Consider the following 12,426-nt stretch of genomic DNA (forward strand, 5'->3'; position numbering starts at 1 on the left):
GCCCCGACCTGTCGGCCGGGGCAATCACTTATTTCTGATAGATTTTTGACAGATCCTGGAACAGATAGACCGGTTTCGGCTCTGCCTCCTGGGTGCCGCCGAATCGCTTGTCCACCGCGACGGTCGCATTGGTGTAGGCGATCGGGTAGTACGTCATGTCGTTTGCCACGGTCTGCTGAATTTGCTTGTAGATATCGGCGCGTTTCGCGGCGTCGGTTTCCACTGCGCCTTTATCCCACAGGGCATCAAACTGCGGATTTTTGTAGTGCGCGTAGTTATAGGCTTCGTTGCTCATGAACAGCGATTTATAGCCGTCTGGCTCTGAGCCCATGATGTAGCCGCCCAGGTTTAGCTCCCACGCGGTATTGTTCATATCGAGGCTGCGCTGGGACATCGCGTTGGAGTCCAGCGGCATCAACTCCACGTTCACCCCAATCCCCTTCAGAGCCTGCTGAATATAGAGCGCCATGCTCTCCTGGGTTTTGTTGGTGTTCACATACGCCAGGCGCAGCTTCAGATTTTCCGGCGCGCCGGACGCTTTAAGCAGCTCTTTGGCTTTTTGCAGGTCAAATTTGTACTGCTCGACGTCATCCGTCTTGTAAAGCGTATCGGGCGTCAGGAACGAGGTTGCCGGTTTGGCGTAGTCCAGCGAGGTAAACGCGGTCTGGGTGAGCTCGTCTTTGTTGATGGCATACGCGATGGCCTGACGCAGCGCTTTGCTCTTCATCACCGGCACGTTCTGGTTGAACGTCATATAGGCCAGACGACCTTCCGGATAGACCACGAAGTCAAACTTACCGGTATTTTTCAGGCGGTTCACGTCCTGCGGGTCAACCATCTTGAGGTTGATTTCACCGTTTTGCAGCGCAAGGTTGGCGGCGTTGCTGTCTTTGGCGAAACGGTAGGTGACCGAATCAAGCTTCGCTTTTCCGTTCCAGTAATCGTCAAAACGGGTCAGGGCGTAATATTGCCCGGCGCGGTACTCTTTGAATTTAAACGGCCCTGAGCCTACCGGCGCATCGTTTTTGGTGCTCTTTTCCAGGTCGCCTTCACCGGCGAACACGTGCTGCGGGATCGGGTAGATCTGTACCAGAGTGCCGGTAAAGGCCGCGCTGACCTGCGGTAAGGTGAACTTAAGGGTACGGTCATCAACCTTGCTCACCTCAACAGGCTTGCCGCCGTAGGTGAACATGCTGCGGAAAAAGCTGTGCTGCTTGGCATCCAGCAGCTTATTGAACGTAAAGACCACGTCGTCTGCCGTCAGCGGCTGGCCGTCCTGCCATTTCAGGTTGGGTTTTAACTTCAGGGTATAGCTCAGGTTGTCGGCGGAGGGCGTCAGGCTTTCCGCCAGGCCCCATTCGATCTTACCGTTGTTGAAGCTATAGAGGGGAGCATACAGCGCCTGCATGATGGTTAACGTTGTGCGGTCGCTGGCATAGAGTGGATTAACGGCTAACGGGTCGCCGGAGGTAATTCCAATAATTAGCGAACCACCCTCTTTTGGCGCGTCGTTTTTTGCCGCTGAGGGCGTATTTGTCTCTTTATTTTTCGCATCATCACAGCCAGCCAGGCCTAACGCGAGCAAAACGACCACCGCCGATAACAGAAGCTTGCGCATCTCACTAACTCCTTGCCTTATAAAGCGTTTATTACTGCATCTTTTATTTATGTTGAAGCATCATATTCAGCTTTATCGGTTTACGCATTAATTATGAAAATGCGATTTTCGATTAAGCTTATGCCGGATTTGTTATATATAAGCGCCATAAGGAATAGCGGTTAATTGATTGCGCTCGCAACGTTAAACGGTTCACAAATCTCCTGCTACACTGCCTCAACACATCACTCAAAAGGCAGGCCAGCATGTCAGACAACACGTATCAGCCACCAAAAGTGTGGGAATGGAAAAAGAACGGCGGCGGCGCGTTCGCCAACATCAACCGCCCGATTTCCGGCGCGACCCATGAGAAAGATCTGCCCGTGGGCTCCCACCCGCTGCAGCTTTACTCTCTCGGGACACCGAACGGCCAGAAAGTGACGATCATGCTCGAAGAGCTGCTGGCGCTGGGCGTGACGGGCGCGGAATATGACGCCTGGTTAATTCGCATCGGCGAGGGCGATCAGTTCTCCAGCGGGTTTGTTGAGGTGAACCCGAACTCGAAAATACCGGCACTTCGCGACCACTCCACGAACCCGCCAACGCGCGTATTTGAATCCGGCAATATCCTGCTCTACCTGGCAGAGAAATTCGGTCACTTCCTGCCGAAAGATCCGGCGGGACGCACCGAGACGCTGAACTGGCTGTTCTGGCTGCAGGGTGCGGCGCCGTTCCTCGGCGGCGGTTTTGGTCACTTCTATAACTATGCGCCGGTGAAGATTGAGTACGCGATTGACCGCTTCACCATGGAAGCCAAACGCCTGTTCGACGTGCTGGATAAACAGCTGGCGCGCGGTCGCTACGTGGCGGGCGAGGAGTACACCATCGCGGATATCGCCATCTGGCCGTGGTTCGGCTGCGTGGCGCTGGGCAGCGTATACAACGCCGCCGAGTTCCTGGACGCCGGGAAGTACACCAACGTCCAGCGCTGGGCGAATGACGTGGCGAATCGTCATGCCGTTAAGCGCGGACGTATCGTTAACCGCACCAGCGGCGAGCTGAACGAGCAGCTCCACGAGCGCCACGCGGCGAGCGACTTCGATACCAATACCGAAGATAAACGTCAGGCGTAATGTTCAGCTGGGCGGGTTCCCGCCCGGCAACTGAGATCCCTGCCCAGGGCATGATTAGCTTAAAGGTTGAGCCGGTATTGCTGGCACTATCTGGACGTTTTTCTCGCGTGAGAAACGACGTCTCAACCGACAGCAGTCACAAAGGATCTGTTATGAAACTTATTAAAACAACGCTGGTTATCAGCGCCCTCATTTTTTCCACCTCGGGAATGGCCATCGACAAAACCGCCGCTGGCGCGGTAGCAGGTGCGGCAATTGGCGCGGCCACGGGCAAAGATCTGAAATCGACCGTTGGCGGCGCCGTCGTGGGCGCAGGCACAGGTGCCATGTTCAAAAACGGCGACAAAGGTAAAGCCGCGCGTAAGGGCGGCGCGGTAGGGGCTGCCGTAGGCGCAGGTGCAGCAGCGGTTACCGGCAAGAGCGTGCTGAAAGGTGCGGCCGTTGGTGCGGGCACGGGTGCGCTGATTGGTGAAGCGACCCACTGAGGCGATGTGCCACCTTCCGAACCGGTATGAATAAAAAACCCAGCGATCGCGCTGGGTTTTTTGTGTTTTCTGAATCAGATACGCGCATGTTCGAACAACCGACGCGCGGCTGGCGTTAACCCTGACATATGAATGCAGGCATGCACCATTCCCGGCAACCGTTCACAGCGTACTGGCACCCCCGCCTCCTCAAGCCGCAGAGCATAGGCTTCAGCCTCATCGCGCAGGGGATCGTATTCACAACTCAGGATGGTTGCTGGCGGTAACCCCCTCAGCGAAGCCATATGCAGCGGTTCGGCATAGGGATGACGACGGTTTCCCAGATAGTTTTCCCAGCAAAACGCCATCGCATCACGCGTTAAAAAATAACCTTCAGCAAATTCACAATAGCTTTCGGTCGACATATCGCGACTTAACGCCGGGTAGAGCAGCAACTGATGCTCTATATGAGGCCCGCCGCGCTCCCGTGCCAGCAGCGTTGTCGCGGCAGCAAGATTGCCGCCTGCACTGTCGCCGCCCACCGCCAGACGGGTCGCATCTATCCCCAGAGGCGCGGCCTGTTCACTGGCCCAGCACAGTGCCTGATAAACATCTTCTAACGGCCTTGGGAAGGGGAACTCCGGCGCCAGACGGTAATCTACGGAGAGTATTTTCCGGCCAGTAGCATTAGCCAATGCCTGACAGGGGCGATCGTACAACGACAGCGATCCCAGACACCATCCACCGCCGTGAGCAAACAGCATTGCAGGCTGCGCAATTTCAGCGTCTGAGGCAGCAGGCGTATAGGCGCGAAGGCCGATAGCGTAGCCATCATCGGCGATCACAACGTAATGTTGAATGGTGCCACCGGTTTCTTGCTCGCCCTGCAGCCGCAACAAATCCACGTCGGTGGCGGCACGCAGGTCGGCTAACGACGCCGGTTGCGGCGTGCCCGATGATGCAGCCAGAAAGTCAGCAATGTGTTTATCAAGCGGCACGATCGGTGTCCTCTGAGAGAAAGGGTACGATTAGCCCAATAAACGCCTCATGGCACTCTTCGGTAATAAAATGCCCGCAGTCGGCCACCGTCTCACCCCGCAGATCCAGGGCATTGCCCTGGAGGGTTATCAGCGGCGCATCGCGCGTCGCATGCTCGGCTCCCACCGTCAGCACCGGCATGGTTAAAGGCGTTTGCGCGCGGCGCTGGTTCTGCCGGATGGTTTCCGGGATCGCTCGATAATAGTCAAAGCCTGCGCGCAGTCCTCCAGGTGTCGAATAGGCGTCGATATACACCTTTGCAGCCACCCGCTCGCGGCGATGTGCCCAGCGGTCGAAAATAAAGCTGAGATATTGTGATTCACGCCCGTGGGTTAGGGTTTCGGGTAAATCCGCCAGCTGGTTAAACATGAAGTGCCAAAGAAAAATGTTCTCTTCCGGTGCGACGAAAATCGTCGGCGGCGGAGCCAGGCCTGGGATAACCGCTTCGGTCAGCACAAGACGCTCCACCGCATCCGGAAAATCGCTTGCCATGGCGTAACCAATCCACATGCCAATATCGTGGCCCACTATGCGGTACTGTGAATGCCCCAGTTGCGCCATCATGGTATGCAGGATGGCGCCAACGCGTCCGGTGTCATAGCCGTCGCGCGGTTTATCGGAATCCCCGATGCCGGGTGGATCAACCGCTATCGCCTGAAACCCCGCCGCCGCCAGCGCCTGCATGACGTAACGCCACGTATACCAGGTTTGAGGCCAACCGGGTATCAGCAGAACCGGTTGGCCTTTGCCCGCCACGACGCAATGAATTCGTTGTCCTTCCACTTTCGTATAGACATGTTCCGCCCTGAGATCCTGGTTCAGGATCCCATCATATTGTTGTTCCATAAGAATTCCCTGTAATGTGACGGTTTAGCGAATGCCGAGTAATGCGTTGATTTGCTGAGGGTTAACTGGCGCAACGGCGAAATCATCGAAGACTTTATCGGTGATGTGAATAATGTGGTCGCGGATGAACGCTGCCCCTTCTCTGGCACCATCCAGCGGATTTTTCAGACAGCACTCCCACTCCAGGGTTGCCCAGCCGTCATAATCGTATTGGGTCAGCTTCGAGAAAATGGCCCTGAAATCAACCTGGCCGTCGCCCAGTGACCGGAAACGTCCTGCACGATCCACCCATGACTGATAGCCACCATAAATACCCTGACGACCGGTCGGATTAAATTCAGCGTCTTTCACGTGGAACATGCTGATAACGTCCTTATAGATATCAATAAATTCCAGATAGTTAAGCTGCTGAAGCACCATATGGCTTGGGTCAAAAAGTATCCGGCAGCGAGGATGCTCTTTCACCCTTTGATAGAACATTTCAAACGTTACCCCATCATGCAGATCTTCACTCGGGTGGATCTCATAGCAGAGGTTAATGCCCTGCTCGTCACAGGCGTTGAGCACCGGCATCCAGCGCCTGGCCAGCTCGTCAAAGGCGGTTTCAATTAACCCTTCCGGGCGCTGCGGAAACGGGAACAGATAGGGCCACGCCAGCGAGCCAGAGAAGGTACCCAGATCGCTGAGGCCAAGCCGCGCGGAAGCCTTAACCGCCATCAGCAGCTGTTGCCGTGCCCACTCGCCGCGGGCCTGTGGGTTGCCGTGTACTTCCGGCGGCGCAAAGCTGTCGCATAAGCTGTCGTAAGCAGGATGTACCGCCATTAGCTGGCCGAAGATGTGGCTGGTCAGCTCACTCACGACCAGGCCATGCTCCGCCAGCATACCGGTAAGATCGTCACAATAGGTCTGGCTTTCCGCCGCCGTCGCGACGTCGAACAGCCGACGGTCCCAGGCCGGGATTTGTAATGCCTTAAAACCGGTTTCCGCTGCCCACCGGGCTATCGCAGGCAAATTATTGAATGGGGCCGCATCATCGCTGAACTGAGCCAGATGGAGAGAGGGACCTTTGAGGGTTTTCATCGTATAATCCTATTGTTTGTCGACTGACAAACAATAGGATTAAAGCCGGATAACCTCAAGCAAAAATTATAAATTCATTGGTAATCCAGATGATTTAGGCGATCCTGTTTCACTGAATTCAGGACCAACCGGAGCAACAAAATGGCAGGCAGACCGCGCCAGTTCGATCGTGACCAGGCGCTTATCAAAGCGCGCAACCTGTTCTGGCGACAGGGTTATGAAGGAACCTCAATGTCGGATCTGGTGGCAGAGCTGGGGATTGCATCGGCACGGATTTACAAGGCGTTCGGTTCAAAAGAACAGCTCTTTCGGGAAGCGATTGCCGATTACGAAAAACAGGAAGGCGGTTTTGCGGATCGGGCCTTATCTGCAGGGGGCAACGTGCGGGATACCATCCAGACGCTGTTAATGGATGCGGTTCACCTGTACTGCCATCCGGATTTGCCGCAAGGATGTATGGTGGTGGCCTCTGCAGCCAGCGTCAGTGCGGAAAATGAAACGCTCAAAACCTGGCTGGCACAGCATCGCCTGCAGCGTACGCAGCAGATCATCGATCGTCTTCACCAGGCAGTGCATAACGGTGAACTGCCGGATACGACCGATGCAGAGAGTCTGGGAGACTATTTTGCCGTCTTTTTACATGGTTTGTCGGTGCAGGCCAGGGACGGTGTTCCGGAATCTCGTTTGCAGGCGGCGGTTAAGCAAGCGCTTAGCCTGCTGCCGCATTGCTGAGTGCGAAGCATCAATGATGATCGTCGTACTGATGCTCAATCACCATCCCTTCCGCCACGCTCGCCACATGCCGCGCACGCGGGTGATAAACCGGAGCAGGCGCTGGCGCGGCATAGACAGTTTGTGACGGTGCAGGCGCGACGGTTACCGCCTGCGGAACCGTGGTGGATGACGGGACAATCACCACTTTATAACCGCTCGGGACATCCACGGTGACGCTTTGCGCCATTGCTGAATTACCCATAGACAAGCCTGCCATGACGGCCAATACAATATAGGACTTTTTCATAGACTGTATTATTTCCGGTAAAATAAGAAAATTAATAATTTCGGGAGGAGCTTAAGGCTATATTAATTCCCATCGCCGTTACAGTGCAGAAAATGCCAAATATATTGTTACATTAACATATGAAAATAATAACGTAGGCCGGGCAAGGCGCAGCCGCCGCCCGGCAACATAAAACAATCTTAATTAATCGCGATATGACCTTCCGGCGTATTTATCCAGCGCGGCGCTTTCAGCGTATCGGCGTAATATCCCACCAGCTCACACAGCAAATCCTCTATCACGCGCGCCATCTCCTCTGGCAGGGCGCGGCCGAGGAGCAACTGGGTTAAGACCTTGCAGTATTGCCCGAGCCGACAAGGGGCATTCCCGGAAGCCGTCTCGCAAATCTGATTAATACTTAATATCCCGCGCTTTTTGCCGTCCGGCCTGTTTCATCTGACGCTTGTCCTGACGGCAGTCGTGATTACTCTGGTTATTGTTCGCCACGCAGGTCTGCTTCACCTGCCGTGACGCGTCGCGGGTTTCCTGCCTGACATCACGCGACACACGCCGCTCCTGCGCCTGCTGGGTGGCGCTGACAGATACCGAAAACAGCACAAGAAACATGAAAGATAGTACAGGGATGACGGACAACGATCTGTTCATAGCAACACCTCATAGAAGAGAGCCCAGAACGTCAGGGGGGTTAGCAAAAGAATAGCAGTTTCAGCGCGCGCTGAATGAGGAAGGCGTTAATAATGCAAGGCCGCACAAGGCGGCCTTGCAACGTTGCGTTATGCCGTCAGGCGGAACTTCTGCACCGAGCGCTGAAGCTCTTCGGTCTGACGCTCCAGCGCCGCCGCTGCTGCAGAAACCTCCTCCACCAGCGAGGCGTTTTGCTGCGTAACGCCGTCCATCTGGGTAATGGCAATTCCGACCTGCGAAATGCCCTTACTCTGCTCCTCAGAGGCCGAGGCAATTTGCTTCATAATGGTCGTCACTTCCGTCACGTCGCGCAAAATCGCATCCATGGTGGTGCCGGTGTCGCTCACCAGCTGCGCCCCCTGCTCAACGCGGGAAACGGAGTCGGTAATCAGCCCCTCAATCTCTTTGGCCGCGTTGGCGCTGCGGCTTGCCAGGTTGCGGACTTCACCTGCCACCACGGCGAAACCACGACCCTGTTCGCCCGCGCGCGCCGCTTCAACCGCCGCATTAAGTGCCAGAATATTGGTCTGGAAGGCAATGCTGTTGATAACGTTAGTGATTTCAGCAATTTTCTTCGAGCTTTCCGAAATGCCGCTCATGGTGGTTACCACCTCTTCCACCAGCGAGCCGCCGCGGCTGGCCGTGGTTGAGGCCACATCGGCCAGCTGGCTGGCCTGACGCGCGCTTTCCGCGTTCAGCTTCACCGTGGCGGTCAACTGTTCCATGCTGGCTGCCGTCTCTTCCAGCGCAGCCGCCTGCTCTTCGGTACGGGAAGAGAGATCGTTGTTACCGCTGGAGATTTCCGTCGCGCCGCGCCAGATATTTTCACTGCCGGAGCGAATCGTACTGACCGCTTCGCGCAGGCTGTCCTGCATAGCGCTCAGCAGCGGTACCAGCTGTCCCACACAGTTGCGGCCGAACGGCTCAATCGGCTGGCTGAGATCGCCCTGGGCTATCTGGCGGAACTGCTGGCGAATGCGAGCAAGCGGTTTGACCAGCATCGCGACCAGGTAACGGTCGGTGAAAAGCAGGATCAGCAGGCCGATAATCGTAGCGACGATAATCACCGTGCGGGTCATGCTTGTCAGGCCATCCACTACCACGCGGGTGCTGTCGAGCGACTTCGCTGCGGCATTGTTGAACTCCTCAGCGGCCGCACCAAACGCCCGGCTCAGCGGCGGCGTGACGTTGTTGGCCTGCTGGCGATACGCCTCCAGAACGCCCTGCTTCGCCTGCTGCATTTGCGGCGTTACGCCCTGCTCGAGCAGCGCCTGCCAGGAGCCGATCACCCGGGAAGAAACCTGCTCATCCATCGGACCGGGGGAGATCGCTTTCATCTCGGACAGTTTTTTACCCATGTTATCCAGCGCCTGTTGGGCAGGAGCCAAATCGGGCGTGCCGCCTGCGGCTTTGACTTCCATAGCGCGGCTCAGTCGGGTCACGAAGCGGAAATATTGATCGTTACCCTGGCTGAGTACCGTCATCTGTTTAACCAGCTGGCGATCGACTTCATTACCATCTGAAACGCGAGAAAGGGACCAGGTGCTGTACAACCCAACGCCCGCCCACATTAAACAAAAGATCCCGAGAATCGTCAGCATGACGAAGCGGATCGTGAAATTACGGAGCATATTCATAAGTCTTCCTTGCCGTGAGGGTGAGTTCGCCCAGAGGCGAGTACTACTCTCGTTATCGGCAGGAACGAGGGAAATTATAACGTTTTGTGATCATTTTTAATTAGCGTGGCTTCACTGGTCGCACAGCTACCGTTAACCATTATGCCCGCGCTTAGTGATGTAATTTGTGATGTGATAAGTTCAGAATGAAAACGTTGTTTCGAAAAAATTCATCGATAAGAAAGGAGACATCATGTCCTGGCACCCTTACCCCGGCCGCTATGAGAATATGCAATACCGTTATTGCGGCAAAAGTGGCCTGCGCCTGCCCGCGCTGTCGCTGGGACTGTGGCATAGCTTCGGCCACGTCCAGCCTCTTGATGCCCAGCGCGCGCTGCTGCGAAAAGCCTTCGATCTCGGCATCACCCATTTCGATCTCGCCAATAACTACGGACCTCCGGCGGGTAGCGCGGAAGAGAATTTTGGCCGCCTGCTGCGTGAGGACTTTGCCGCGTACCGCGACGAGCTGATTATCTCCACCAAGGCGGGATACGACATGTGGCCGGGGCCGTACGGTTCGGGCGGTTCACGCAAATATTTGCTCGCCAGCCTCGACCAGAGCCTGAAGCGTCTGGGCGTCGAATACGTGGATATTTTCTACTCCCACCGCGTGGATGAAAACACGCCGATGGAAGAGACGGCCTCTGCGCTGGCCCACGCCGTGCAGAGTGGTAAAGCGCTGTATGTGGGTATTTCCTCCTACTCGACCGAGCGCACGCTAAAAATGGCCGAGCTGCTGCGCGAGTGGAAGCTCCCGCTGCTGATCCACCAGCCGTCCTATAACCTGCTTAACCGCTGGGTCGATAAGACCGGCTTGCTGGATGCGCTGGAAGCAAAGGGTACGGGGTGTATCGCCTTTACCCCGCTGGCGCAGGGGCTGCTGACCGGAAAATACCTGAACGGTATTCCTGAAGGTTCACGCATGCAGCGCGAAGGAAATAAAGTGCGCGGCCTGACGCAGAAGATGCTCACCGACGCCAACCTGAGCAGCCTTCGCCTGCTGAATGAGATGGCGCAGGCGCGCGGACAAACCATGGCGCAGATGGCGCTAAGCTGGCTGCTCAAGGATGAACGCGTAACCTCCGTGCTGATTGGCGCGAGCCGCCCGGAACAGCTGGAAGAGAACGTTCAGGCGCTGGAAAACCTGCGCTTTACGGAGGACGAACTCAAGCGAATTGACCAGCATGTTGCGGACGGGGAGTTGAATCTGTGGCAGGCGTCGTCGGATAAATAGTGCGGTCTGATGCCCTCTCCCCTCACCTTATCCCCTTTGGGGAAGAGGGCGGGGTGAGGGGTAAGGTGTACTTTATTTCTTACTGATCTTATCCAGATACCCCATCACAAACGCAGACAGCACAAACGTAAGGTGGATGATGACGTACCACATCAGTTTATTATCCGGCACGTTCTTCGCGTCCATAAACACGCGTAACAGGTGGATAGAGGAGATTGCCACAATCGACGCGGCCACTTTATTCTTCAGCGACGAAGCATCCATTTTGCCCAGCCAGCTGAGCTTCTCTTTACGCTCGTCGATATCAAGCTGGGAGACAAAATTCTCGTAGCCGGAGAACATCACCATCACCAGCAGCCCGCCCACCAGGGTCATATCCACCAGCGAAAGCAGAACCAGAATCAAATCCGCTTCGGCAATGGAAAAAATGTTCGGCAGAACATGCCAGATTTCCTGAAAGAACTTAATCGTCAGCGCGACAAGTGCCAGCGAAAGGCCAAAATAGACGGGGGCCAGTATCCAGCGAGAGGCGTACATGGCATTTTCAAAAAAGCGTTCCATAGAGTCCTGTTTGCAAAAGAAACGAGCGCCCAGTATATCTCAACGGCGCTGACTGTTTGCAATACTCAACAGTACGTCACTCAGACGTTATCCGGGTTAACCTCGGGACGTGCGTACTCCGGCCAGACAAGCGCCACCAGCTCAGGATAGGCTTCCAGACTGAACTCACGAAAACACTGCCGCAAATTTAATACGTCCAGATCGGAATAAGAGACCTTTTCGCCGTTAAGACAGCGTTTTTTGATATTGTCATAATATTTATAGACTGCTGAATTCAGATCGCTACAGCGACGCTGCGCCTCAAACAGTCCGGGCGTGTCATTAATTTCCGACATTTTCATGCGCTTAATTGTCGCATGTAAAAAGTCGATATATTCGTGGTTCACCCGCCAGTACCAGACAGGCGTAATGGAGTTCATCAATACAGAGAAATGGTCTTCACCTTCCTCTTTTGTCATCAGTTCAGGTTGCGGGGGTTCACTGGTGTCTTTCGACACTTTGGTTTTATTGAACTCCTGCATCAATAAAAGCACACCAGCGGTCAGTAATAGTAATGTGATGACCGTAAAAAAGATGCTGTTCATGGGTAGGCTCCATTTTTTTTGATTTTAAATTTGCCTCATGATATTGTCAACGAATCTCACGCCTTTACCAACCCCACCCTGTTGAAATTAAAGGAAATTAAAAATGCTGCCCGACTATCTCGTCCCGGCTAAGTACCACATCACGCCTGTGGAACAGCAACCGACGGAAGCAGAAAAAGAGGCCAGTTTCACTCAGGGGAAAAGAAAGCTCTCTGATTTTGAGCCCGATATATTAATTGGTGTTTCCCGAACTGGCAAATCCCGAAATATGTTGCTGGAAGAGCACGATCGCCATATAAAAGACCGCTTATTTCGCGCCATAAAAATTGAAGCCTTTGTCCACCTGCTTAATGACCTGCAGGCCGAGGGTGAAATAGATGCCCAGAAACTCAGTCAAATAATGGCCGAGAAAACCGAAGAAATTAATGAAGCGGGCAATGAAATTTGGCTTAATTTAATTACACGCGAAAAAAACAACCCAATTTTTTATAGTCTGGGGGAAGATTAA

General features: G+C 54.7%; 14 protein-coding genes. 5 read left to right on the plus strand and 9 right to left on the minus strand.

Features of this window, described 5'->3' with window-relative positions; translation table 11 throughout:
* Positions 1–28: 28 nt before the first annotated feature.
* Entirely contained in the window at positions 29–1,618 is a 1,590-nt protein-coding gene (locus KGP24_RS19560) for an ABC transporter substrate-binding protein (RefSeq protein ID WP_223561541.1), read from the minus strand.
* A 245-nt stretch (positions 1,619–1,863) separates the two neighbouring features.
* On the opposite strand from KGP24_RS19560, the gene yghU reads away from it, so the two are divergent.
* The gene (gene yghU, locus KGP24_RS19565; protein WP_194401757.1) at positions 1,864–2,730 is read left to right on the plus strand and encodes a glutathione-dependent disulfide-bond oxidoreductase; all 867 of its coding nucleotides are present in this window, start codon (positions 1,864–1,866) and stop codon (positions 2,728–2,730) included.
* Between the two features lie 152 nt (positions 2,731–2,882).
* Positions 2,883–3,215 (plus strand): glycine zipper domain-containing protein, encoded by a 333-nt coding sequence (locus tag KGP24_RS19570; RefSeq protein ID WP_008499797.1) that lies wholly within the window; start codon positions 2,883–2,885, stop codon positions 3,213–3,215.
* A 74-nt stretch (positions 3,216–3,289) separates the two neighbouring features.
* Here KGP24_RS19570 and KGP24_RS19575 read toward each other — a convergent pair whose 3' ends face one another.
* The 3 genes from KGP24_RS19575 to KGP24_RS19585 are packed head-to-tail and all read right to left on the minus strand — an operon-like array spanning position 3,290 to position 6,158.
* A complete protein-coding gene (locus tag KGP24_RS19575; protein WP_223561542.1) occupies positions 3,290–4,192 on the minus strand; it encodes an alpha/beta hydrolase in 903 nt (300 codons plus the stop codon).
* Complete coding sequence (locus KGP24_RS19580; RefSeq protein WP_223561543.1) at positions 4,182–5,078, minus strand: alpha/beta hydrolase; 897 nt, start codon at positions 5,076–5,078, stop codon at positions 4,182–4,184. The genes KGP24_RS19575 and KGP24_RS19580 overlap by 11 nt, the downstream gene beginning before the upstream one ends.
* 24 nt (positions 5,079–5,102) lie before the next feature.
* A complete protein-coding gene (locus KGP24_RS19585) occupies positions 5,103–6,158 on the minus strand; it encodes a sugar phosphate isomerase/epimerase family protein (RefSeq protein ID WP_223561544.1) in 1,056 nt (351 codons plus the stop codon).
* Positions 6,159–6,299: 141 nt separating this feature from the next.
* Here KGP24_RS19585 and KGP24_RS19590 point away from each other — a divergent pair, with 141 nt between their 5' ends.
* The gene (locus KGP24_RS19590) at positions 6,300–6,890 is read left to right on the plus strand and encodes a TetR/AcrR family transcriptional regulator (protein ID WP_023333391.1); all 591 of its coding nucleotides are present in this window, start codon (positions 6,300–6,302) and stop codon (positions 6,888–6,890) included.
* 10 nt (positions 6,891–6,900) lie between these two features.
* Here the strand turns inward: KGP24_RS19590 and KGP24_RS19595 are convergent, their stop codons facing one another.
* The 3 genes from KGP24_RS19595 to KGP24_RS19605 all read right to left on the minus strand — a co-directional run bounded on the left by KGP24_RS19595 (position 6,901) and on the right by KGP24_RS19605 (position 9,500).
* The gene (locus KGP24_RS19595) at positions 6,901–7,179 is read right to left on the minus strand and encodes a hypothetical protein (protein WP_223561545.1); all 279 of its coding nucleotides are present in this window, start codon (positions 7,177–7,179) and stop codon (positions 6,901–6,903) included.
* A gap of 390 nt (positions 7,180–7,569) precedes the next feature.
* The gene (locus KGP24_RS19600) at positions 7,570–7,824 is read right to left on the minus strand and encodes a hypothetical protein (protein ID WP_050482967.1); all 255 of its coding nucleotides are present in this window, start codon (positions 7,822–7,824) and stop codon (positions 7,570–7,572) included.
* A 128-nt stretch (positions 7,825–7,952) separates the two neighbouring features.
* Positions 7,953–9,500: a methyl-accepting chemotaxis protein gene (locus tag KGP24_RS19605; protein WP_223561546.1), complete on the minus strand. Its 1,548-nt coding sequence runs from the start codon at positions 9,498–9,500 to the stop codon at positions 7,953–7,955.
* Positions 9,501–9,732: 232 nt separating this feature from the next.
* Between KGP24_RS19605 and KGP24_RS19610 the strand changes: the two genes are divergently transcribed.
* Positions 9,733–10,773: an aldo/keto reductase gene (locus KGP24_RS19610; protein WP_223561547.1), complete on the plus strand. Its 1,041-nt coding sequence runs from the start codon at positions 9,733–9,735 to the stop codon at positions 10,771–10,773.
* Between the two features lie 72 nt (positions 10,774–10,845).
* Here the strand turns inward: KGP24_RS19610 and KGP24_RS19615 are convergent, their stop codons facing one another.
* Positions 10,846–11,334: a TIGR00645 family protein gene (locus KGP24_RS19615; RefSeq protein WP_047347852.1), complete on the minus strand. Its 489-nt coding sequence runs from the start codon at positions 11,332–11,334 to the stop codon at positions 10,846–10,848.
* Between the two features lie 80 nt (positions 11,335–11,414).
* A complete protein-coding gene (locus tag KGP24_RS19620) occupies positions 11,415–11,918 on the minus strand; it encodes an RNA helicase (RefSeq protein WP_223561548.1) in 504 nt (167 codons plus the stop codon).
* Positions 11,919–12,021: 103 nt separating this feature from the next.
* Between KGP24_RS19620 and KGP24_RS19625 the strand changes: the two genes are divergently transcribed.
* Positions 12,022–12,426, plus strand: a complete 405-nt coding sequence (locus tag KGP24_RS19625) for a hypothetical protein (protein WP_023309171.1) — start codon at positions 12,022–12,024, stop codon at positions 12,424–12,426.

The sequence above is a fragment of the Enterobacter sp. JBIWA008 genome, assembly GCF_019968765.1.
GTDB lineage: Bacteria > Pseudomonadota > Gammaproteobacteria > Enterobacterales > Enterobacteriaceae > Enterobacter.

Bases quoted from the DNA above. Each gene is read 5' to 3' on its own strand.
- KGP24_RS19560 (WP_223561541.1), bottom strand. From the start codon at position 1,618: ATGCGCAAGCTTCTGTTATCGGCGGTGGTCGTTTTGCTCGCGTTAGGC.
- yghU (WP_194401757.1), top strand. From the start codon at position 1,864: ATGTCAGACAACACGTATCAGCCACCAAAAGTGTGGGAATGGAAAAAG.
- KGP24_RS19570 (WP_008499797.1), top strand. From the start codon at position 2,883: ATGAAACTTATTAAAACAACGCTGGTTATCAGCGCCCTCATTTTTTCC.
- KGP24_RS19580 (WP_223561543.1), bottom strand. From the start codon at position 5,078: ATGGAACAACAATATGATGGGATCCTGAACCAGGATCTCAGGGCGGAA.
- KGP24_RS19585 (WP_223561544.1), bottom strand. From the start codon at position 6,158: ATGAAAACCCTCAAAGGTCCCTCTCTCCATCTGGCTCAGTTCAGCGAT.
- KGP24_RS19590 (WP_023333391.1), top strand. From the start codon at position 6,300: ATGGCAGGCAGACCGCGCCAGTTCGATCGTGACCAGGCGCTTATCAAA.
- KGP24_RS19595 (WP_223561545.1), bottom strand. From the start codon at position 7,179: ATGAAAAAGTCCTATATTGTATTGGCCGTCATGGCAGGCTTGTCTATG.
- KGP24_RS19600 (WP_050482967.1), bottom strand. From the start codon at position 7,824: ATGAACAGATCGTTGTCCGTCATCCCTGTACTATCTTTCATGTTTCTT.
- KGP24_RS19605 (WP_223561546.1), bottom strand. From the start codon at position 9,500: ATGAATATGCTCCGTAATTTCACGATCCGCTTCGTCATGCTGACGATT.
- KGP24_RS19610 (WP_223561547.1), top strand. From the start codon at position 9,733: ATGTCCTGGCACCCTTACCCCGGCCGCTATGAGAATATGCAATACCGT.
- KGP24_RS19615 (WP_047347852.1), bottom strand. From the start codon at position 11,334: ATGGAACGCTTTTTTGAAAATGCCATGTACGCCTCTCGCTGGATACTG.
- KGP24_RS19620 (WP_223561548.1), bottom strand. From the start codon at position 11,918: ATGAACAGCATCTTTTTTACGGTCATCACATTACTATTACTGACCGCT.
- KGP24_RS19625 (WP_023309171.1), top strand. From the start codon at position 12,022: ATGCTGCCCGACTATCTCGTCCCGGCTAAGTACCACATCACGCCTGTG.